Genomic DNA, 21,276 nt, shown 5'->3' on the forward strand with positions numbered 1-21,276 from the left:
CGATATTGATCATTGCGAAGAGATGATAGCCCAAGAGGAGCAACTAGCATCGGCGGCGCCCTCTTCCGAAGCGGCGGAGAGCCACCGCCAACTGGCGATGCTATACCGCATCCAATGCAAAGTTCTCCGAAACAAGCTCACCGATCCATCATCGCAGAGGCCGAGCATCGGCATGGCATTCTGGTGGCCGCTTTCGGATTAAGCTTGGATATATAACATACTTTAAGGCGCGTCTCCAGGAAACGCCCATACTGTTCTTCTCAGAAAGCAGGGGATAGTATGTCAGATCATGCAGCGAATTTCAGGTCCATTTATCTGACGTCGCGAGAACGCGAAGTTCTGAAACTCGTCTCATCAGGACATTCTGCTAAAGAGGCTGCTCGCATGTTGGGCATCGCGGCCAGCACCGTGGAGCGTCACGTCGATAACGTTCGACTTAAGACTCGGTCGCGGAATAGAGCGCATATGATTGCGCAAGCCATGGTTCAAAAACTCTAGCCTTTCTGCACGGTGGTATCGTCTCGACTGGGGGCCACTTCCCGCCAATGAAATCGGCCGTTTAACAAAGGGGCGTCCCGTCTGGAAGCGGCCATGTCCGATATCGGCGTTCACTGCGAAAACCAGTCATGCCCTCAGAGCCGCCGTGCTAGTTGTGCCCCTCATCGCGTTTGATGATGACTGATGGTCTGCCGCTACCGTTAGCGCTATGCCTGGTTTCTCCAACATTGCAGATCAACTGCATCGACGCGTCAATCACCAGCTTGGACCTCTCGATACTGTCGTCGGCGATGTTGATCTTTGGCTCACCTTCAAGCTTTGGATCGGACCGATTTCTCAGTAGCATGGCACGGAGGCCTTCGAGGTAGCGATGGGCAGCCGGCACCATAATTCGACACCACGTCGCCGCAAAGAGCTGCTGTTGGCTCGAGGCATCAGGTTCGCACCTTCCGCCATGACGCATTTGCAGACGATGTCTGCTCTAGATGAAGGTAGCGCGGGTCGAAGCCGCCGGCCTCAGCCAGAGCCGCCATGTTAAGGGGCTCGACGTGACGCTGGTCTTTTATCAGCCTTTCTGACCTCATCGACTGGAGGACACGGTTCACATGGACCGTGGTCAAACCGACGGCATCTGCAAGCTGCACCTGGGTGAGCGGCAGTTTCAATCCTTGGGGATTTAGAAATCCAGCAGCTTTCACGCGGGACCAGATTTCACAGACGAGGTGTGCGATCCGAGCACGGGCGTCTCGGCGCGCGACATTGACCACCCATTCGCGGTATATCGACGAGTCGACCAGTGCCTCGATCCACATGGCCCTTGCCACCGCAGGGAACTGCAACACCAATTGTTGTAGGGCAGTCCGTTCGATCCCAATCACCTTCAAACTTGTCAGTGCCTCAACATTATGGTCGGCAGTGTTCAGGAACAAATGTTGAAGGTCGATGAAGTCGCCGCTAAAATGAATGGAGACGATCTGCCGGGAGCCATCCACAGTCATCTTTTGTCGAAAAGCGATGCCATCCAGAATGAAGTCGCAATGTTGGCGTGGCGGCTCTCCATCTCTAATGACATAATCGGTGGCGCTATATGTTCTTAAAACATGAGGAAGGGCGAAAATAGCCTGCCGATCATCCGGAGATAAGCCGACCCTTGTTTCAAGTTTACGCACAACCAGTTCGAGAGCAGAATCAAACATGCTTCCTCCTGCGGGCGGGAGCACACTTAACTCACGGTCGCAAATGCCAAACGTAAGGATGTCGCATTTTGGCACATTAGAGCGTTTTCCGATCACGCTGGATCGTAGCCGCAGGAGCTAAAGTAATTGGCGCACTCGTCGGGCTGGAAGATATCGACGAGTTTGCCGATGAGATCCCACAGGCCTGAGACGGTGCGTTCGGATGCTTTGCGCAGCATGGCCTTGAGGCGTGAGAAGGCCTTTTCGATCGGGTTGAAGTCGGGGCTGTAGGGCGGGAGGAAGCGCAACGCTGCTCCGGCGGCCTCAATTCTCTCGCGGACGGCCACTCGCTTGTGGCTCGAGAGATTGTCCATGATGACCACGTCGCCTGGCTTGAGCTCTGGCACGAGTACCTGGGCGACGTAGGCTTCGAACCAGTCGCCGTTGATCGGCCCGTCCAGCACCATCGGGGCGATCATCCCGGTCATGCGCAGCCCCGCGACGAACGTGGTCGTCTTGCGATGACCATGCGGGAAGCCCATCCGCAGGCGCTCGCCCTTGGGGCAGCGGCCATGGCTGCGGGCCATGTTGGTTGCGGTCCACGTCTCGTCGATGAAGATCAGGCGCTCGGGCTCCAGATCCAGTTGGTAGTCGAACCACGCCCGTCGTTGCTTCAGGACGTCCGGACGATCTTGCTCGATCGCATGACCCGACTTTTTTGCGCGTGATCCTGTGCCGGTCGAAGAAGCGCCACAGCGTACCGATCCCAACGTGGACACCGCGCGCGGCAAGACCCGAGCGGATCTCTTCGAGGGTAATGTCCCCGTTCTCCTCGAGCATGGTCATGATGAGATCGGCATGTGCGTCGGTCTTCGATGATCGCTGATCGCCACCAGGCTTGCCGGCAACGGCTCGTCCATGCGCCAGCGCGATTTGCCGCCAGCGGATCGCCGTCGCTACGCCAACCCCGAAACGCGCCGCCGCTGCCCGGCAGCTCAGGCCTCCTTCGACTGCGGCAACAACACGATCACGCAAATCCTGCGACAATGCTCTGGCCATCCATGCCGGCCTCCATACCCAGCAAGGATTCTGAATCAGAATTTTCAAGCGGAGGGAATCTTTCGCGATTCAGGCGCTGTGGAAAACGCTCTAACATAAGCTATTTTTGCGCCATTTCGACCAACGCGGCCCAAGCGTGTTGGAACCGAGGTCGATTGACAGTCATTCTCGGACTGCGAACGAGTCTTTCAACGGCAATGAGTAAATGACAGTTCCGGCTTCATCTTCCACTTCGATACGGTACCGTAGATCGAGGAAGCCTCCCTTCATTTCCTGACTAAGGGTATCACGAGCCGCTTCCAGCGCCACACGCTCGGCCGCCTGCAGGTCGGGAAGCTCTTGGCCTTCGGGATCGATAACGGAATCAGTGTGATCCCGGAGGTGAAAATAGAATCGGGGCATTGCGCGGCTCCAGCGGGGGGGAGCACGGCGAATCTCTCAGCCACTGGAACCCTAGAATCTCTGCCAGCGGTAACGCGATCATAGAGCAAAACGGGTGGGATTAGCTAGCACCCAATTATGATTGCTGCGCTCAGCCGGACGATTGTCCGCTTCCACCCCTCATAATGGGCGTTCCGGAAGGCAAACTAGCCGTCTGTTCACATAGCCAGGAATGGGCTGTCGAACGGCGGCTATCGGCGACATCAGTCCTTCCGCAAGCCCGTGGGGAACGGCAAATTTGTCCCAACGTCGGACCGTGCCGCTGGTTCTGACCGACATGAATGAACGGCGGCTCAGCCGATATCGGCGCCTGATAGGAGACTTTCCGGAACGTCCCCAGGGCCGGTCATTCCGGATGCACTGCGCATGGCCCCCGATCCCGCGAGTTTACGCAGCGGGACCGTCGCCCGCCACCCCGCCCCTAAGCGACAGGGTGGCTGATGCTTCGATTACTTGGCCTTCGCGGCGGGACGCTGCCACCGCGTCTTGGTGCCAGGAACTGGGGCTGGCGTCTCGGTTCCAGCGCTTGTGTCGGCGGTCTCGTTTCCAAACAGACCCAACTTGCCGCGGCGCTTCGGCTTTTCTGCGGGTGCCGGCGCATCGGTGGTTTCTGCGGGCGAGCTTTCTTCCGACACCGAGGCAGGCGCTTCGGTCTTTGGCGCAGCATTCGGGGTCCGCGCCATGCGCTTCGTGGGTTGCTTCTTGGGCGCTGCGCCGCGAGCCGGAACCTTCACAGCAGTCTTGGTCGCAGTCAGCACCGCGCCGGGAGTTTCGACGGCCTGCGCGGCGACCTGCGGCTCAACTGGGCTGTCCGCTAATTCTGCAACCGGCCCCGTCACCGTTTCCGCTGAAGTGGCGGTGGGTTTCGTGGTCGCTTTCGCTTTGCGAGCAGGCGCCTTGGCGGCCTTTACCGCAGACGTCTTGGGAGCCTGCTTCTTCGGTTTGGCGGCGACGGAGGCAGCAACGTCGGTCGCTTCCGCAGCATCCGCGCCTGCAACTGCATCTGCAGGTATGGCCGGGTCCGTCGCCTTCTTGTTACCAAGTCCGATCCGTTCCGCGATTTCCCGGCGCTTGGCTGCGAAGGACGGGGCCACCATCGGATAGCTTGCCGGAAGGTTGTAGCGCTCCCGATAGGATTCCGGCGTGAGCCCGTTGGCCGAAAGGTGGCGCTTGAGCGTCTTGTACGGCTTGCCGTCGATCATGCTGACGATGTGCTCGGCGGAAGCCAGGCTTTTGCGCGCCGAGACGGCCGGAGTGAAAGTCGGCTTCTCTGCTTCAGGCGCCGCCGGAGCTGCGTCCTGCGTCAGGGCAGCCCTCGTGGACTGAATAAGACCTGCGAGATCCGCCGACGGCACCGCGTTGTTGGCAAGGTACGCACTCAGCAGTTCAACAGTGAGCGAGGCGATGTCAGACTGCTTTTCGTTTTCGGCCATTCTTGTCCGCTTCCCTATCTTCCACGACGCGCCGCGAGTTTCGGCGGTCCGAAGGTTTTTTTGCAGTTCGAGACATTCCGACTGCACATTCCTGAAGCAAATAAACCAGCTAACGATGTTTTCATAGTCTTCGCTGGTTCAACATCCATTCGAATGCACCGCGAGTGCAAAGCAGCACCGCTCGCGGGGCATATTCGATTACCAGTCAGCGGCTTTGACAAAGGTATTCGGGCCGAGGAACGGGGCGACCTAGCAGACCGTTACCTCGTAAAGGAGAGCAATCATGGACGAAATTTCAATAGGCACCGAAGCGAACAACGATCAGCCCGTGCAGCACGGCGTCGATGCCCAATCCGAAACGGAACGCGATACTGAACACGGCCTTGCCGGGGCGGAAGCCAAGCCATTTTCCGAGCCGGCGAAAACAAAGATCTCGGATACGGCGGCGCGGGCTTCTGAAGGTGCTGAAGAGAATTCGTCAGCCGAAGCTCAAGACAGCCTGATCTCCGGCAGGCGAAATTCCGGCCGGGAATAGGACGGCTTGGTGGGCGCGTCGGGCGCGCGACGCGCCTAACATATTCCGTAATAGGGCCCACCGGCGTAATCTCATTCGCGGTGATGACCCTTTGGCAAAGCCCCAGCCAAACACAGCCGTGCGACGCCTCGCCGCGGCCACGGGTTTCAAATGCGTCTTTTTTGGTCTGACACGTTCGCCTGACATGCCTTCATTCGCATCGCCCGAGCCCTACATCGTCATCATGACCGGCGTCGGCGTGCTCATCGCCCTGGTCGCCTGGCTGCCACTTGCGTTGAAACAGTTGCCCCTGTCACTGCCGATCGTCTGCATCGGTATCGGAGCGGCCGTCTTCCTGCTCCCGGCGGTCTCACTGCGGCCTCTTCCGATGCTTCACCCTCACATCACCGAGCGTTTTGCCGAATTTGTCGTCATCATCGCCCTGATGGGCGCCGGCCTGAAAATTGACCGGGTGTTTGGTTGGCGGCGCTGGGCTATTACCTGGCGGCTGCTCGGGATCACGATGCCGCTCGGCATTCTGCTGATCACTGTCATGGCGACCGTGGCGTTGGACGTGTCGTGGGCAGTCGCCCTGCTGCTGGCGGCAAGTCTCGCGCCGACCGACCCGGTTCTGGCCGCTGATGTCCAGGTGGGTCCGCCCAAGACCGGTGACGAGGACGAGGTGCGCTTCGGCCTCACATCGGAGGCCGGACTGAACGATGGCGCGGCCTTTCCGTTTGTGCATCTCGCCATCCTGCTCGCCGCCGCGCTGCCCGCCCGCCAGCCATGGCTCGGAGAATGGATCGGCTACCACGTGCTGTGGGAGGTCGGCGGCGGCATCGTGGGTGGATGGCTGGTTGGGCGCCTGTTCGGGTGGCTCACATTCCGCATCCCCGCTGAGACCAAGCTCGCCAAGACAGGCGATGGCCTCATCGCCCTGTCTGCGACTTTCGTATCCTATGGACTGACGGAGATGGTGCATGTCTATGGCTTCCTGTCGGTTTTCGTGACGGCGCTTACCTTCCGGCATGCTCACCGCGATCACGACTTCCAAAGCGAAATGCACGCCCTCACCGAGCAGATCGAACGGATAGCGATGATGGTGCTGCTCATCCTTTTCGGAGGCGCTTTGGTCAGCGGTCTGCTCGCCCATGTTGGCTGGGCCGACGCGGGCGTTGCCGCGGCAATCTTGCTGGTGATCTCGCCCCCTCACCGGGTGGCTGGGGCTTTGGGGGTATCCGGCTGGTGCCGGCGAGAAAATGACCCTTGCCTTCTTTGGCATCCGCGGTGTGGGTTCGATCTACTATCTCGCATTCGGCATCAACCATATGCCTGTGCCGCAAGCGGAGAGGCTGTGGGGTATCGTCGGGCTCGTCGTGCTGTTCTCGATCCTGCTTCACGGTTTGACAGTGACGCCGATCATGCGGTCGCTGGATCGGCGCCGCGGTGTCGACCCCGAGGCGCAGCAGCTTCCTCCCCGGGGCTGCGAGGCGGGAGCTGAGTACACAGCGAAGCCAAACGAAACACCTGCTCCCCGCTGGAATAGGTCCCCGACAGTACGGCAAGCAACGTCAAGAAGTGCGGCGCGAGCCTGAGGCTCCATACCTTGCGCCTCTCGCTGATTGCACCTGCTGCATCGCAGCGCGCGCTACGCGCACTTGTGCTGCGCCGCAGCATACGACATACAGGTCACGCCTTTCAGGCATCCTCTCCCAAAACTTCCAAAGCCGGCCCATGTGGCCGGCTTTTTTGTCGTCGGCCGTACCTATTTGGAAGATGGGCTTCGTGGCGTATTCGGCGCGCGGCAACATAAAAGAGGGGGCGATAGGAATGAAGGAAACGCTGACCACAACTGTCCTGCAGGTGATCGAGCGGACGCCGCAATGGGTACGCCATGATTTGGAATCCAAAGAGCCGGCAGTCCGCATCCGCGCAGAAGAAACGCTCGCCGCGATGATCGCCGCCGCACTCCACGAGGTTAGTGCGCTCCCGGTAAACTGATCGTCACCCCTTTCACCGAGCAAAGCGAAGCACGCCGCACAGGGAGCTCTTCCAAGCAGTCCGAGTTTCGGTGCGAAGTAGCCTCGAAGGAGACCGCTATGCCCAGAACCCTCAGCGAGCGGGTGGCAGATCTTGAAACCGCCGCCCTCAAGTCAGAAGGCGCGCAGTTCGAAGTGCATGATCTGGTTGCGCGAATGCTCGCCCGGCTGCCCGATGTAAGCAAAATGATCGAAGATCTGATCAAGCATGCAGATGAGCTGGATGGGCAGCTCGGCGCGGACCGTCTGGTCGGTTACAAGGACGAGATGCGTTCCATCAGCGAAGAAATCGAGCACGCCCGGCAACTGCCAAAGGGCGTCTTCGCTCGCCTCCTGCGGGCATAAGCCAAGGTCCGACCAGGCCGGCCTATCCACATCCGGCTTCTTTGAAGCGTCCACTGGGACCGTGCTCCAAGGCCGGATTGCGATTGTCCGTGAGCGGCATACGCGCAACCGCGCTTCCCTGTGCGATCCGCGTTCCCGCAATACGGAAAGCTCTCAACGACGACTTCAGGTGAGCATCTCGATCAACGCAATCTATCGGTTTCCTTCTGGTGCGAAGCGAGGGACAAGCCTCTATGCGCCTCACCATCGAACATCGCACACGCTACCGGTATAGCCGCGAGGTCATGCTGCAACCCCACAAGCTGATTGTCACTCCCCGCGACAGCGGCGGACTGACGACAGTGGAACGATCGCTGGAATGTTCCCCGCCCGCTGAGATCTCTTGGACGATAGACGTTTTTGGAAATCTGGTCGGGACCGCCAGTTTTTTCGAGCCGGCCCGGGAGTTGATGATCGTGGGCAAGGCAGTTGTCGATCACGTCGCCCCTGAATGGCCAATCTACTCGATATCGCCCGAAGCTCACAGCTACCCTTTCACCTATTCCCTGGACGACGTCATCGATCTTGGCGCCCTGGCGCAGCCAGACTGGCTCACGCCGGGCGGGGAGCGTGTCGGCGCATGGGCGCGTGCGTTTGTCATGGGGCTCCAGACCGACAGCCTGTCCCTGCTCAAAGATCTGAATGCAGGCGTTCTTGGCGATATTCATTACCGGGTCCGCGACGAGGAAGGCACGCAGTCGCCAGCGGGCACATTGGAGCTGGGCAGCGGATCGTGCCGCGATATTGCAGCCCTGTTTATTGAAGCTGCGCGGCATCTCGGGTTCGGGGCGCGAGCCGTATCCGGGTATCTGTTCGATCCTGATCAAACAGACGACGATGCCGGCGCCACCCATGCCTGGGCCGAGGTGTACATGCCCGGCGCGGGTTGGATCGCCTTCGACCCGTCTCATCGCCGTATGGGCAACAGCCAGCTCATCCCCGTGGCGTTTGCCCGGTCGAACCGACAGATTATGCCGGTGACCGGCGAGTATATCGGTGCCGCCAAAGATTTCGAAAGTCTGGACGTCACCGTCCATGTACGGCTCGATCCCTGACAGCCAGTATCGGTTTGGCGCCGCCGATTTTTACAACGCTCACTGGGTTGGCCCCGCATTTTCGGCAGGTCGGCAAAACATTCCAGAAGCGGTGAGAACTCGAGCCGCCCAGCACGGCGCAATGCGCTCGATGCGTATTCCGACGAAGCCGGCCACTTATTCCGACACGAAGCCGGCCACCGCACCGATTTGAAGGCGGCCATCATTCCGATCTGATGTCGGCCATTTGGGCAGCTCGTGCGGATCGTTTTTATTGATGTCTTAATCGGTCTTGCGAGGTCAAGCCTCGAGTGAGGAAGCGCGCCTTTTTCGGAGGCTCTCCCCGGTCAGATCGATGCGATAAGCATTGTGAACGACGCGATCCAGGATGGCATCGGCGAGGGTGGGATTTCCGATTATTTCATACCAGCGGTCCACGGGGACTTGGCTTGTAATGAGGATAGATCCGCGATCGTAGCGGTCCTCGACGATTTCGAGCAGGTCCCGGCGGCGGTCGGCACTGAGGGCTTCAGGGCCCCAGTCATCTAAAATGAGCAAAGATGTGCGCGACAGCGCGCGTAGCATCTTGGCGTAGCGGCCGTCGCTCCTGCCAAACGCCAGCATGTCGAACAGTTGGGACGCGCGGTGGTAGGCCACAGGTAAGTCTTCCCGGCATGCCTTCTGGCCAAGGGCACAGGCGAGGTAACTTTTGCCCACACCACACGGCCCTGTGATCAGAAGATTGCGTTTAGAGCGGATCCAGTCGCACGATCCCAGCTTGAGGAACAGGCTGCGGTCCAGACTGCGGGGTGCTTGGTAATCGACGTCCTCGAGACTGGCGTCGTGGCGCAGGCGAGCAGTCTTGGCCCGGCTTTCGAAGCGCTTCTGGCGCCGCACGCTGACCTCTTGGTCGAGCAACAGGCCAAGCCATTCGGCATGGCCGAGGCCGCGGGCTTCGGGTTGGGCATCCAGGTTCTGGAAGCTCTTGGCCATGCCGGTCAGGCCGAGTTCGTTGAGAAGATTGAGCGTAGGGTGAAGCAGCATATTCGATGTCCTTTCAATGGAAGTAGAGCGGACCGCGCACATTGGCGTGGCTATCGATGCTCGCGCCCTCCTCCGCGGGCGCGGCGAGATCGAGGTTGTGGGTCAGAATGGAAGCGACACTTTTTGAGTTCAGCGCGCCGATCGCGAGGGCATAGGCCGACACGCTTTCGGCACGGCTTTTCTCAAGGCCTTTGTAGAGCCTCAGCACGCCCATACAGGTGCGGAAGCCTTGCTCAGGGTGCGGGCGTCGGGCCAGAATGGCGATAATCAGCCCCTTGGTATTCGGGCCGATCTGGGCGGCCCAGCGCTCAAAGCGTTCGGGCGACCACTCGGCATAATGCCGATGGGCTGCTGGCATATGTTCAACCTTGGTCCCGTGGCGCCGGGCCCCACCATATCGCCGTTGATGTGCAGCGATCCGTTGCCCTTTGTGGAAGAGCTCGACCGTGCTCGAGGTGATGCGGGCATCGACCTGCTGGCGGATCAGCGCATGGGGAACGGAGTAGTAGAAGCCTTCGACCTCGACATGATAATCGAGCCCGACGCGGACGAGTTTCCACTCGGCATATTCATAATCTGTCGGCGGTAAGGGTTTGAGCGCAGGCCGATCCAGGGTCTCGAGCAGTTCCGCGCGACTGACGCCGAGCTTGCGCATCGGCCGCGTGTTCATCTGTGTCATCACAATGGCGACCGCCGCGTTCGCTTCGTCCAGGGAGAAGAAGGTCTGATTGCGCAGGCGGCCCAGAATATAAGTCTGGGCAAAGCGCACACCGGCTTCCACGGCCGCCTTGTCGCGGGGCTTTTTCGGCCGCGCCGGGAGTACGCCTACGTCGTAATGCGCCGTCATCCGCCCGTAGCTGCGGTTGATCTCCGGGTCGTAGAAGGAGGCCTTCTTCACCCCGCTTTTGAGATTGTCGGGCACAAGAAGCCGGGGCACGCCCTTGAGGTGAGCAAACAGCCGGATGTGCGAACCGATCCAGTCCGGCAAGGTTTGCGACCAGGTCGCCTCGGCAAAGGTGTAATTCGACGCCCCCAAAACCGCGACGAAGATCTCTGCCATCTGGATTTCGCCGGTCACCGGATCAGTGATCCCCAACCGCTTGCCTGAATAGTCGACGAACAGTTTGTCGCCGGCAACATGATGTTGCCGCATCACCGGCGACAAGCGCTGCTGGAAAGCCCTGAGCAACTCACAGAAGCGCGAATAGCCATACCCGCCCGGAAAGATTTGACGATATTCTTCCCATAAGATCATCATCGTGACCGCCGGTCGCCTCAACTCCCGGACCAACTGCCCCCAGTCAGGCTCGGGCCGCTTGCGTACCCCGCGCCAGCCCCGCCACCTGGGCGTGCGAACAGCCGCGCCTCCAGCACCTCGTCTGTCAGATCATCGGGCAGCGGCCAGAATAGTTGCGCCGCCGCCGCGCGCTTCAGCGCGTCCTGGACCGTACTGCGCGCCGCTCCAACCGCGCGCACAATCTCGCGTGCCGACGCGCCCTCGTGATGCAAGCGCATGATGCGCCTTAACTGTCGCATGGTCAGCATTCTCCTGGCTGGCATCAAGCCTCCTGTCCTCGTTCAAAGGACCAGGCTCATGCCTCAGTTGCTGACCCGCTCGACTGCCCTTTTGCGCCAACCACGGTGGCCGACTTCCCGTTGGAACGGTGGCCGGCTTCGCGTCGGAATCCATGGCCGGCTTCAATTGGAATTCGCACGCTCGAGGCTAGCGTTGAGGGGTTCAGGGGCTGTATGTCGGCGAAGCGCCGTGCCTGCGAACGCAGAATGCGTCATCGGAGCATTCAACGATGGATCAGATCTCGATGCCATAACTGCCGCAACCTCGTCGCCAGCTATGACGCGATCAGCTTCGGTTCGATTCTGCACAAGTGACCTTTCTCTCTTGGCTCAACCGCCGAGCAACTGGATCTTGTTAAGGGAGGCTCGCATATTCTGATGTCCCCGCGATCCACGTCGCCGGCGGCGCGTTAGGCCCTGAAATGTAATTGCTGATGGCCATTTTGAGTGAGGCCGTGGCCATCCCGGCAATCTTACCTTTCGCGATGATCCCATCGAGATATGGGGAGGTGGCGTGCACCCAGTCAATCATGGTCATGCGGTCATCATCTCGCGATACCCGTCGCGGGAATGAAGCTGCGACCCGGGCAGCGTCGCACGTCGCGATCGTCAGAACACCGCCCTTCGTGCGGTTACGGCTATCGAGCTTGTTCGCGTTGATAAGCGCGGTGCCCATCACCGGGAGCAGCGTCATGATTCCGCTACCCAGGCGGGCAACGTCATCGGACTGAAGGTCCGCGAGTTCTTCTCGGATCTCCTTCGGCCAACAACCGGAGTAGTCCGCAAAATCGCCTTCGGCGATGGCGGCCCGTGCGATGCAGCCAGATGTGGTTACGTGGCGCATCAGTGCGACAGCGATCGCGGTGCAGCGATCGAGTGCGGCTTCATGGAAGTCGCCAACGATCACAAAGCCATCACCGAACTGGTGAGCGAACAGGCGATCGCCATCACCCGCATAGACCTTCGTGCCGATCGCGAAGATCCTGCTCATCAGCGTGCGCAGGCCAGCCATCGCGAGATTGCCCTTGCCCCACAGCGTGCTGAACCCCTCGATGTCGATCCAGATCGACCAGCGCGGACCTGCCTCGACATCGATCAAAGTGCCCTCACTGCTATCACTCAAATCCGCCTCGCTACTCATTGTGGGTTCGCCTGCACGATGTTCCAAAGCTCATTGAATGCGGCCACATTGACCAGACCCGGGTCGGCCGCCCTCGCGCGGACCAAAATGGCTCCTAGATCGCCAACGCCCATCGCCAGAAACTGACGGTCAGCCAAGACGTCGATTAAGCGCACGACCGCGCGAGGATGCTGGTCAGGATGTGTTGAGCCAGCGAGGAGATGGAGCTCATAATATGCGTTGGTTCGCACGATGTACGGCGCAATAGCCTCTACCGCATCGGGAAAGGCCGCGTGCGTCGCGATAGCGATCTGCGCGAACTGCTCAGATGTCGCAGTCGATCGAAGAGCTGGCTCAACGGGCCAGACCTGTTGCAGCCAAACAGACACCTTCTCGGTCCAGATCGAATCTGCGGTTCGCGAAGGCGGTTTTCCTGCTGCGTCATCCTCGGGTTCATCAGGCTGAGCGAGGAATGTTGGAATCCAGGACAGAGCCGACGAGCGCAAGCGGTCGGTCATCGCGCGAATGGCATTGCGCACGTCTGCGGTAGCCAGACCGTTGCGATCGATATCGACGCCGATCACGATCAAAAGCTGAGCTAGCGATTTCGCCATGTCGCCGATCCGATTGAGACGATCAGCCTCGAAGCTCGCAAGGAAGTAGGGGCGAAGCGCGGGCCATAGCTTCTCGTCGATGCGCGGCTGCCACGCATAGCCTTGCCACGCAGCTGCAGCCTCACCTTCACTCAAGACCCAATCGAAACTCGGGATTAGGTTCGCTTGCGTCCAGTCCGGATCAACAGCGAAAAGATAGGATAGCCGCGATGCGGCGATAACACGCGCTGGTCGATGCGATTCTAAACCCGGGGAGATCAACCTGTCGGCGCGGGCGCGGAGGTCGCTCGGGATTTTGGAGGACACCTTCAATGCGCGACCGAACAAGAGCGCGAAGAATGCCTGAGCCAGGCGACCTAAAGCGTTGTTGATGGCATGACTAACAGCATCGTGTTCTTCCGGCCCCTGAACATTGTCGAGGTCATCCGCGATCGCTGCAAGCGTGCGGTCGAACAGCGCCCAGATTGCGGGCTCGAACGTCGGCGACGGTCGGCTTGAAGCCGCTGCATCGAGAAAATCGGCACATGCCCGAGACACATCTGGCTCGTCGATCAGCGCGTCTGGAATATGCTCCAGCGCCGCCAGTATCCGCGTCCGGCGCTCGGGCCGTTTTGCGCTCTCACGGAGCCCCCATAGGCCATATTCCCAGATGTCCCCCGGCCCAGAATTGGCCTTCTGGGCGAGCTCCTCAAGCACGCCAATCGCCATCTCAGGATCAGGCGTCCAAGAGGCCATCTCGCCGCTCCTCGGTGCCCTGCAGCGTCGCTACAAGTTCGTCCTGCGGGAGCGTGGCAAGATCATCGACACCGAAATCCGTCTCAGGCCCGTGTCGGTACTCGGACCAAGTCGCGAACGTCGCGCGCTCGCCTTCAGGCGCGTTCCAACTGGGATAGGCAGCCTCAATGCGGTCCAGCTCTGCGCGCAACCTGGCGTCGATCGGCGGTTGGCCAATCCGCTCGATCACCTTCAGTCGATCGAAGATGCGGCGATCCCTCGAACTTTCCCGCTTGTTCTCCTCGACCCGTGTCAGCAGGTCGTCAGGCGGACCCTCAAGAAGAGCTTGGACGATGGGTTCGCGCGCTTCCTCGGAGCCGGATGCCCACATCGTGCCCAGCAGGGCCATCGCTTCCTTGCGCGCTCCGGAAGCCCAGATCATCGGAGTTTCAGCCATTGAGCAAGACCTCCGCCTTCTCGGCGTCGCTAAAATGCGCGCTCCGGTTCACTGCTGCAGCGACGAGCCGTCGGAACGACAGATAAGGTAGAGTGCGCCATCGCGCGACGATCGCTCGACTGCGGCTTCCGTCGTTCGCATCGATACACGCCCAACCCCGCCAGATGAGGTCGAAGAGCAGGGTCCACTGGCGATGGTGGTAATTCTGAGCGTGCGGTTCGACCGACGGGCGCTGCAAGGCACTCGGATCATTGTCTGCATCCGCTTCGTCCGCCACCGCGAAGAGGTGCAGCGCCTGAACCAGAAGGCTGATGAGATCGTCATTGAGAGACGCCCAGAATTCCTCGGCGCCTGGCCTGCCATCGACGGTTTCAATCAGGCCTCTGACATGGTTCCGATCCGTCAACTCTACCTCGGCGTCGGCAAGCTCCGAGATCCTGTCGCCAATGGGATCGCCAGCCTGCTCCGGATGCAGGGCGTCGCGGTAGCCTCGGTAGCTCGAAGTGGTAAACTCAAGCATCGGTCGCAGTCCAGCCAGGATCTCCTGCCGGATCCATTCGTGATCGACACCAACGGTGTAAGCACCTTGCGCGGTCCACAGGGATCCGGCTCTTCCTGCCCCGGCTGATTTCGCAGCCGGCCAGCCAAAACCCGTTCCCTCTCCCGCAAGGCCCGCTGCGCCGCTGGACCTGCCGCTGGCGCCAGGTCTTCGAACAACCACGGAACGAAGAGCAGATAGCGGGCCCGCGTGTGCAGCACCGACGTCCCGGGGAAGAAGCGATCTGCATAGCCTTGGTGGATCGTGAGGAAGCCGATCTCGTCGCGAACCCCCATGGACTCCTCATCCATCTGCGCCTTGGCGCGCGCGAGGGCATCGCGGGACAAGTAGGTCCAACCGAGTGCCGGTTCGACAGAGGGGACAGCACGCGATCGTGCCTTGGTCGCGGATGCCATGGGATCAGGCTATCCGTGGGCGTGAAGGGAGGCTGGCTCGTCTCACCCGCCTGACGCCAGTGCGCCGAGAAACTTGCCCATCAGATCCGCGACCCGCCGTTGGCGCAGGATACGCAGATCCCGCACCTCCTCGTTGTCGCCAGCATCCGCATCGTTATCCTCGAAGCGTGCGACAGCGACCGGCCCATCGCGGCGGTATGATTGATCGGGATCGTCATGAACGAAGCGCGTCTTCAACTTCGCGAGCGCCTCCTGCACCGCATCGGCATGCGGCCCCGCCAAGGCTACCTTGAAGGCGTCGATCGCCCCATCGAGCATGCCCGGATGATGCTCGAGGCAATAGACGAGGTCGTGCGCGTCCTTGCGCGCATTGCGGTGATCGAAGGCAAAGGCCTTGAGGCAGGTGAAGCTGACGATGTTCGCATAGCGCACCGTCTCGGTGGCCAGCCCGCCCTCGCCCAGCAATTCGGCAGTGAGCTCGGTTTTGTCGTGCAGGTCGAACACCATTGACGCATGCGGAATGTTGAGCGCGGAAACGTTGCCCTCGGTCGGGAGCACTTTGACCTTGCCGCCGCCAAGTTCGGGATGCTCGGCGAGGAATTCGAGGATCATGGTCGCGCCCGTCTCCAGGCGCGCCTCCCAGCGCCAGGAGACCTTCACGCCCTTGTCGTTGGTCCCGCGCTCGAACCCCATCGCATGAAGGTTCTCCTCCAGCGTGCTATAGGCTTCGGTGTCGGTCAGGATTGCCACGTCGACGACGACATCCACGTCGCCGGTGCCGGCATGCTGGGGCACCTCCGGTGGCCGCGCGGCAACAAGGTAGCGCGGTGTCAGGCCGCCCACGAGGAAGACGGTGTCCTTCCAGGGCCCGAAGCCCCGAAGGAGTGTGACGAGCACGCGCTCTGCCGCTTCGGTGACGCCGCTGTCGTAGGCGGCAAAGGTATTGGGTTTCGTCATTATCCTGCCAGTCGCTGGGCGCGGAGGTGGTCGGCCATTTCCCTGGCGCGACCGGACCCCTGCAAGAGATCGAGATAGACCTGAACCGGTGGCGCATAGGCAACGCCGTCTATCCGCTCGCCCACAGCAATGTCGCGCTTGCCGGCCTCCTCGATCACGCCGAGGTTCCAACCCTCAGACACGGGCCGGGCATCGAGATGCGAGATGACCTCGCTGTGAAGGCGTCCGCCCTGGATCCGGCACCGGAGCTGGGAGATCGCAGAGAGATAGGGCGCATAGGCCTGCGCGGCCGCCTCAGCCGTTACCGCATATTGGGCACCAACGTCGTGGCATACCGCGTCGAGCCGGCGCGCAATCTCGCCGGCATCTCCGCCGGGGACATAGTAGCGCTCAATCCGGGGCGGCTTCTGATCGCCGATCAGGCGAGCCCACTCATCGAGAACGGGACCTCGCTCGCACAGGCGGCGCATCTTGGCAGGCCCCGCCCCATCCACCTCAAGCCAATCCCGCCGCTCCATCTCGGTCAGGGTCTCCGACGCGGTTGCCGGCGACACGCCGGTCTCCTCCGCCAGATCCTTCACGCTGACCCAATTGGGCGCGGCCTCGACGACCGCCTGGACGATGCGTGCGCGCTGTCCCTGAAAGATCGAACCGAGGGCGCGGCCCGCCTTTTGGGCGGGGGCGGTCGATCAGCACATAGGCACCCGACGACGGGACGAAGAGCGAACCTCCAGGGTCGAAATAACCGACGCCCTCCTGCTGGAGAATATCGCGCGCGCCTTTTGAGATCGCGCCAGCGATCAGCATCGGGACCTTTTCGCCTGATCCGCCCATGTGGTCGAGATAGGCGCGCAGCTGCCAGATCTGCTGCCGAACATCGCGGGGGAAAAGCTCTCGCTTCGCTTCAACCACGAGTTCGAAGCGATGGTGATTGAGGCGCACATCAAGCAGGCCATCCGGGGCATATCGGCCACCGGATCGCTCTTCACAGGGGCGCTCCTGCACCGATGCGCCGGGCAGTGCCGAGACTGCACGGCTCAGCGCGTCGAGCAGCTCGCCTTCTTCAATCTCGAAATTTCTCATATTCGACCACCAGTGAATAACACCCCATTATCGAATATTCGACGAAAAAGCAATATTTGCTGTGCAGCAAATTTGGTCGTAGGATCGTATGAGCCGCTTAGCTGGCCTTGCCAAGGGCTATGTGGACCGAGGGGATGATCGTATAGACGGCCTCGCGCTGGGCACCCCGATTGCGATGGTCTACACAATAGCCCTGGTAATGGCGCTGGAGCAGTCCCGCGCGCACGAGGTCCGATACTGCGCGGCTCACGTTGGTCCGGCCAGAATGCAGCAGCCGCGCACGAACTTCGTCGGCCACGATTTGCTCAGCAGCAGCATAATCGGACGGCAAGCCCCCTTGCACTCGAGATCGCGCCGAACCTGAGCAATTACGGCGCGCCGCCTGCCATCGCGATGCGCCATCGGCAGAAGAGCATCGCTCAGCCAATCCCGGACCGGAACCGCGCGGCCATTGTCCTCGACATAAGGACCGGCACTCGCGGAACGACCGGCAGCCCGCGCGATAAGGTTCAGCACCATGAACGTGTAACGCGGCCAGGAAGACATGCGCGACAGCCGTTCCAGGACGGCCGGGAGATCGAGGTTCTCGTCATTGGCCGGCACGCCCGCAGGCACCGCATCAACCCGTTCGCTGCCGGCGCAAAGCGTGACAATGTCCGCTGCGAGATCGGCTCCCTCAGCTACCGCATCGTTCGTGAAGAGGTCCGGCTGGAACATGGTAGATTCCAAGCACATAGAGAACGAAAAGTGAATCCCCTTTCTTGAGGCAATCGCGCTTTAGTCATCAGTGACACTTGTAAGGTAAGCGTCCGGCCTTCCTTGCTCTTACCCACAAGTGGTCGCGCGCTTGATTCCGCCTGCCGCGCGCCCATTGCCTGGCGGGAATCACCCATGATTCATTCTCCGGCACCTTCGGATAGTGAGGTGCCGGGATGGAACATAGCTGGGTGGACAAGGAAACGGCCGAGACCAATTTGGGTGACGCGCGGCTGAACCGACGACTTGGAGCGATGCTTGAAGCACTTGAAGAGCGCCCCGGGCAATCCCTGCCAACGGCTTTTCAGGACTGGTCAAATACTAAGGCGGCCTACCGCTTCTTCTCGAACGAGAACGTGAGCGAAGACAAAATCCTGGAGGGGCATTTTGCAGCATCCGCCTTGCGCATCCAGGCAACCGAAGGTCCCATTCTCATCTTGCAGGATACCACCGAATTCAATTTCAAGCGCGCGGATCCGGATAAGATCGGATTTACGAAGAGTTCGACTGGTCGGTTGTGTAACGAGAGGTATGGAAATTCATTCGGGTCGGGAGCGTTAAGCCGGTGCCGGGGCATGCCCCGGCACCGGCTGCCCATCTTCAGCATTCCATGAAGTCACTACACAACCATGGAGCAGACGAATGGACAAACGCGACGATACAGCGATCGAAGCGGTTCTGGAACAGCTGATCGAACATGGCCCCGAAGGGATTGCGGCCGTGTTCGCGCGCACCTTCGAGATGGCGATGCGCATCGAGCGTGAACGCTTCCTGGGCGCGCAGCGCTATGAGCGAACGCCCGACCGGCGTGGCTATGCGAACGGCTACAAGCCCAAGCGGATCGATACGCCAGCAGGCACGGTACACGTGGCAGTCCCCAAGACCGCCGGCCATGACGGGCAGCCCTTCTATCCGCAGTCGCTGGAGCGAGGGCGCCGCTCCGTGCGCGCGGTCATGCTGGCGGTCGCCGAGATGTACGTGAAGGGTGTTTCCACCCGTCAGACCGAGGCGGTGCTGCGCGAATTTGGCATCGAAGGCATGTCCTCCTCGCAGGTCAGCCGGGCTGCGGCCCTGCTTGACGAGGAACTGGAGGCGTGGCGGACCCGCCCACTGGGCGAGATCCGTTACCTCATCCTCGACGCGCGGTACGAGAAAATGCGTCAGGGCGGCGTTGTGCGCGATGCTGCGGTGTTCTCTGCAATCGGGATCGGAACTGACGAGCGCCGCCGGGTGCTCGGTGTCAGTGTCGCCCTGTCGGAGGCTGAGGTCCACTGGCGCGGCTTCCCCGATGACCTGGTCGCCCGCGGCATGCGAGGCGTCGAATTCATCGTGTCGGATGATCATGCAGGCCTGCGCGCCGCTCGCCGGGCGGTACTCGGGTCGGCCACCTGGCAGCGCTGCCAGTTCCACCTTGCCGCTAATGCCATCCATCATGCTCCCAACGTCGCCATCCGGGCCCGCATCAGTTCCGAACTGCGCAGCGTCTGGAATGCCAGCTCGCTGGCAAAGGCACAGACCGCGCTCGAAGAGCTCGTCTCTGGCTATAGCGAAACCGCGCCCAAGCTCGCCGCGTGGCTCGAAAACGCCATTCCCGAAGGCCTGGCTGTCTTCACCCTGCCTGAGCCCCATCGCCGGCGACTGCGCACCTCTAACCCGATCGAGCGCGCTCTCCAGCAGGAGCTCAAGCGCCGTACCGTCAAGGTCAGGGTCTTCCCCAACGAACAGGCGCTCCTACGCCTCGTCTCCGCCGTTCTCGTCGAAATCGACGAAACATGGGCCTGCCACGACAAGGCCTATATCAAATGGGAATGCCGGGATGCGTGATCCCCACCCAAAGCAATTTCCATACATGAGGTTGCTCAATCGACTGGTCGCAAGTTGAAGGATGGTCGGTTCCAGAAGTTCACGATCTGCGGGCTTTTGATGCATGTCAGCCTTGCGATTACGCCCGAGGGACTGCCGTTGGGTCTCACAGCCGCGAAATTCTGGTCACGTTCCAAGTTCAAGGGAACAGCAGAGCTCAAGCGCAGGGTCAATTTGACTCGAATTCCCATCGATCAAAAGGAAAGTATCCGTTGGCTTGATAATTTGCGCCGGTCTACCGAATTGGCTGGAGAGGCGGGGCGCTGTGTACATATCGGAGACCGGGAAAGCGATATTTACGAGCTTTATTGCTTGGCTGAAGAGCTCGGTACCAAATTCCTCGTGCGCAGCTGCGTTGACCGCCTGGCGCAAGATGGCAAGACGACCATCGCCCAAGTTATGGAAAGGACGCCGTGCAGCGGGACCCACGAAATCCAATTCCGCAATGCTAAAGGCAAGGAGCAGCGGGCAGTGCTATCGATACGATATGCGACAATGACGGTCCGGCCTCCAATCGGAAAACAGAAGAAATACATAAACCAAGAGCTTCAGGTCATCCATGCCCAAGAAATCAATCCGCCGGAAGATCGCGAACGGATTAACTGGAAGCTTATTACAAATTTACCTGTCAAAAACCACGCCGATGCCGTGCATAAGCTTGGCTGGTACTCCAAGCGCTGGAAGATCGAGACATTCTTCCGAACCCTGAAAACCGGGTGCCGGATCGAAGAACTTCGCCTGACAACGGTCAACCGCTTGGCCAATTGTATCGCCTTGTGCTGCGTCGTTGCCTGGCGCGTGTCGTGGCTGACGATGCTGGCTCGTGAGGCTCCAGAGGCCACGCCTGCTGCCGTCTTCACCGAAACAGAGCGCAACGTTCTCGATAGCTCGACGCCAAAGTTGAGACGCGCGCCAGCCCGCAACCTCGCCTTCTATGTCAGAGCCGTCGCAAGGCTCGGAGGCTACCTTGACCGCGCGTCTGCCCCCCACCCGGCACGACCGTCATATGGAGAGGAATGACGCGACTCGCCGATCTCGTCGAGGGAGCTCGAATCTCGAGGCCCCCAGCAGGCACTTGTGGGTAAGAGCAAGCCGGCCTTCGGCGTGTTGTGTCGTTCGGCCTGGTTGGCGAGGGAGTGATCGATAGGAGTCTCCTTCTGGACTCCATAAGGAGATCAGGAGATGGGCCGGATCGAGGTCATCACCCGCATGGAACGCCGCCGTAAATATTCTCCCGCCGAGCGGGATGCCATCATGCGGGAGGCTGATGCGCCGGATGTCACAGTGCGCGAGGTGGCGAAGCGGCACGATATAGCCGAGAGCCTGATCTATAGCTGGCGGACAGCACGGCGGCAGGCAGAGAAGATCGCCAGCGAGCCGCTGACCTTCATTTCATATGGAGCCGTTCCACAGGGTGCCATCGCCACTGTTCCTGCTGCACAGCCGCCGGTACGTCCCGATCCTGTTCCGACAATGCCGGTGATGGAAGATGTTGCGCGGCGTTCTGGACGAGAAACGTGTTGCCTCATGAAGCGATGTTCCCGAGCGGCATAGCCATTGCC

General features: G+C 60.7%; 22 protein-coding genes and 3 pseudogenes. 10 read left to right on the plus strand and 15 right to left on the minus strand.

What is annotated here, in order from left to right:
• The first annotated feature begins 279 nt into the window (after positions 1–279).
• Positions 280–498, plus strand: a complete 219-nt coding sequence (locus KZO24_RS26800; RefSeq protein ID WP_486488138.1) for a response regulator transcription factor — start codon at positions 280–282, stop codon at positions 496–498.
• A 434-nt stretch (positions 499–932) separates the two neighbouring features.
• On the opposite strand, the gene KZO24_RS26805 is transcribed toward KZO24_RS26800, so the two are convergent.
• From KZO24_RS26805 to KZO24_RS26820, 4 genes are all read right to left on the minus strand, one after another.
• Entirely contained in the window at positions 933–1,694 is a 762-nt protein-coding gene (locus KZO24_RS26805; RefSeq protein ID WP_486488085.1) for a Crp/Fnr family transcriptional regulator, read from the minus strand.
• A gap of 92 nt (positions 1,695–1,786) precedes the next feature.
• Positions 1,787–2,732 (minus strand): IS630 family transposase gene (locus KZO24_RS26810; protein ID WP_486488139.1). Its coding sequence is split into 2 segments (ribosomal slippage): positions 1,787–2,393 and positions 2,392–2,732, totalling 948 coding nucleotides; the frame shifts between segments, so codons are not numbered across the junction.
• Positions 2,733–2,894: 162 nt separating this feature from the next.
• A complete protein-coding gene (locus KZO24_RS26815; RefSeq protein WP_486488140.1) occupies positions 2,895–3,134 on the minus strand; it encodes a DUF6894 family protein in 240 nt (79 codons plus the stop codon).
• Positions 3,135–3,622: 488 nt separating this feature from the next.
• On the minus strand, positions 3,623–4,606 hold the full coding sequence (locus tag KZO24_RS26820) for a Ros/MucR family transcriptional regulator (protein WP_486488141.1): 984 nt from the start codon (positions 4,604–4,606) through the stop codon (positions 3,623–3,625).
• A gap of 283 nt (positions 4,607–4,889) precedes the next feature.
• Between KZO24_RS26820 and KZO24_RS26825 the strand changes: the two genes are divergently transcribed.
• The 5 genes and pseudogenes from KZO24_RS26825 (at position 4,890) to KZO24_RS26845 (ending at position 8,598) form a co-directional block, all read left to right on the plus strand.
• Positions 4,890–5,141 (plus strand): hypothetical protein, encoded by a 252-nt coding sequence (locus KZO24_RS26825; protein WP_486488142.1) that lies wholly within the window; start codon positions 4,890–4,892, stop codon positions 5,139–5,141.
• Positions 5,142–5,325: 184 nt separating this feature from the next.
• Positions 5,326–6,595 (plus strand): annotated as a pseudogene (locus KZO24_RS26830) (cation:proton antiporter); the annotation flags it as partial.
• Between the two features lie 355 nt (positions 6,596–6,950).
• Complete coding sequence (locus tag KZO24_RS26835; RefSeq protein WP_205316206.1) at positions 6,951–7,121, plus strand: hypothetical protein; 171 nt, start codon at positions 6,951–6,953, stop codon at positions 7,119–7,121.
• Between the two features lie 98 nt (positions 7,122–7,219).
• Positions 7,220–7,504 carry a hypothetical protein gene (locus KZO24_RS26840; RefSeq protein WP_486488143.1) on the plus strand — a complete coding sequence of 95 codons (285 nt, stop codon included), beginning with the start codon at positions 7,220–7,222 and terminating at the stop codon, positions 7,502–7,504.
• 233 nt (positions 7,505–7,737) lie between these two features.
• Entirely contained in the window at positions 7,738–8,598 is an 861-nt protein-coding gene (locus tag KZO24_RS26845) for a transglutaminase family protein (RefSeq protein ID WP_486488144.1), read from the plus strand.
• Positions 8,599–8,877: 279 nt separating this feature from the next.
• On the opposite strand, the gene istB is transcribed toward KZO24_RS26845, so the two are convergent.
• The 11 genes and pseudogenes from istB to KZO24_RS26900 all read right to left on the minus strand — a co-directional run bounded on the left by istB (position 8,878) and on the right by KZO24_RS26900 (position 17,812).
• A complete protein-coding gene (gene istB / locus KZO24_RS26850) occupies positions 8,878–9,621 on the minus strand; it encodes an IS21-like element helper ATPase IstB (RefSeq protein ID WP_486488145.1) in 744 nt (247 codons plus the stop codon).
• Positions 9,622–9,634: 13 nt separating this feature from the next.
• A pseudogene (gene istA / locus KZO24_RS26855) lies at positions 9,635–11,181 on the minus strand (IS21 family transposase).
• A gap of 370 nt (positions 11,182–11,551) precedes the next feature.
• On the minus strand, positions 11,552–12,337 hold the full coding sequence (locus KZO24_RS26860; RefSeq protein WP_486488146.1) for a hypothetical protein: 786 nt from the start codon (positions 12,335–12,337) through the stop codon (positions 11,552–11,554).
• Positions 12,334–13,665, minus strand: coding sequence for a hypothetical protein (locus tag KZO24_RS26865; protein WP_486488147.1), 1,332 nt, complete (start codon positions 13,663–13,665; stop codon positions 12,334–12,336). Before KZO24_RS26865 ends, KZO24_RS26860 begins: the two co-directional genes overlap by 4 nt.
• Positions 13,646–14,101, minus strand: coding sequence for a hypothetical protein (locus tag KZO24_RS26870; protein WP_486488148.1), 456 nt, complete (start codon positions 14,099–14,101; stop codon positions 13,646–13,648). Before KZO24_RS26870 ends, KZO24_RS26865 begins: the two co-directional genes overlap by 20 nt.
• Positions 14,094–14,621, minus strand: a complete 528-nt coding sequence (locus KZO24_RS26875; RefSeq protein WP_486488460.1) for a hypothetical protein — start codon at positions 14,619–14,621, stop codon at positions 14,094–14,096. The genes KZO24_RS26870 and KZO24_RS26875 overlap by 8 nt, the downstream gene beginning before the upstream one ends.
• A complete protein-coding gene (locus tag KZO24_RS26880) occupies positions 14,510–15,055 on the minus strand; it encodes a DUF6361 family protein (RefSeq protein ID WP_486488149.1) in 546 nt (181 codons plus the stop codon). Before KZO24_RS26880 ends, KZO24_RS26875 begins: the two co-directional genes overlap by 112 nt.
• Before the next feature lie 42 nt (positions 15,056–15,097).
• Positions 15,098–16,012 (minus strand): antitoxin, encoded by a 915-nt coding sequence (locus KZO24_RS26885; RefSeq protein WP_486488150.1) that lies wholly within the window; start codon positions 16,010–16,012, stop codon positions 15,098–15,100.
• Positions 16,012–16,593: a hypothetical protein gene (locus KZO24_RS26890; RefSeq protein ID WP_486488151.1), complete on the minus strand. Its 582-nt coding sequence runs from the start codon at positions 16,591–16,593 to the stop codon at positions 16,012–16,014. Before KZO24_RS26890 ends, KZO24_RS26885 begins: the two co-directional genes overlap by 1 nt.
• The gene (locus tag KZO24_RS26895) at positions 16,508–17,095 is read right to left on the minus strand and encodes a hypothetical protein (protein WP_486488152.1); all 588 of its coding nucleotides are present in this window, start codon (positions 17,093–17,095) and stop codon (positions 16,508–16,510) included. The genes KZO24_RS26890 and KZO24_RS26895 overlap by 86 nt, the downstream gene beginning before the upstream one ends.
• A gap of 97 nt (positions 17,096–17,192) precedes the next feature.
• Positions 17,193–17,812 (minus strand): annotated as a pseudogene (locus tag KZO24_RS26900) (hypothetical protein).
• A gap of 230 nt (positions 17,813–18,042) precedes the next feature.
• On the opposite strand from KZO24_RS26900, the gene KZO24_RS26905 reads away from it, so the two are divergent.
• From KZO24_RS26905 to KZO24_RS26920, 4 genes are all read left to right on the plus strand, one after another.
• Entirely contained in the window at positions 18,043–18,465 is a 423-nt protein-coding gene (locus KZO24_RS26905) for an IS4/Tn5 family transposase DNA-binding protein (RefSeq protein WP_486488153.1), read from the plus strand.
• Positions 18,466–18,493: 28 nt separating this feature from the next.
• Positions 18,494–19,675 carry an IS256 family transposase gene (locus KZO24_RS26910; protein WP_486488154.1) on the plus strand — a complete coding sequence of 394 codons (1,182 nt, stop codon included), beginning with the start codon at positions 18,494–18,496 and terminating at the stop codon, positions 19,673–19,675.
• Positions 19,676–19,729: 54 nt separating this feature from the next.
• Entirely contained in the window at positions 19,730–20,734 is a 1,005-nt protein-coding gene (locus KZO24_RS26915) for an IS4 family transposase (RefSeq protein ID WP_486488155.1), read from the plus strand.
• Between the two features lie 162 nt (positions 20,735–20,896).
• Complete coding sequence (locus KZO24_RS26920; RefSeq protein ID WP_486488156.1) at positions 20,897–21,268, plus strand: transposase; 372 nt, start codon at positions 20,897–20,899, stop codon at positions 21,266–21,268.
• The last annotated feature ends 8 nt before the right edge of the window (positions 21,269–21,276 follow it).

Source organism: Novosphingobium sp. NFX11, from assembly GCF_057376415.1.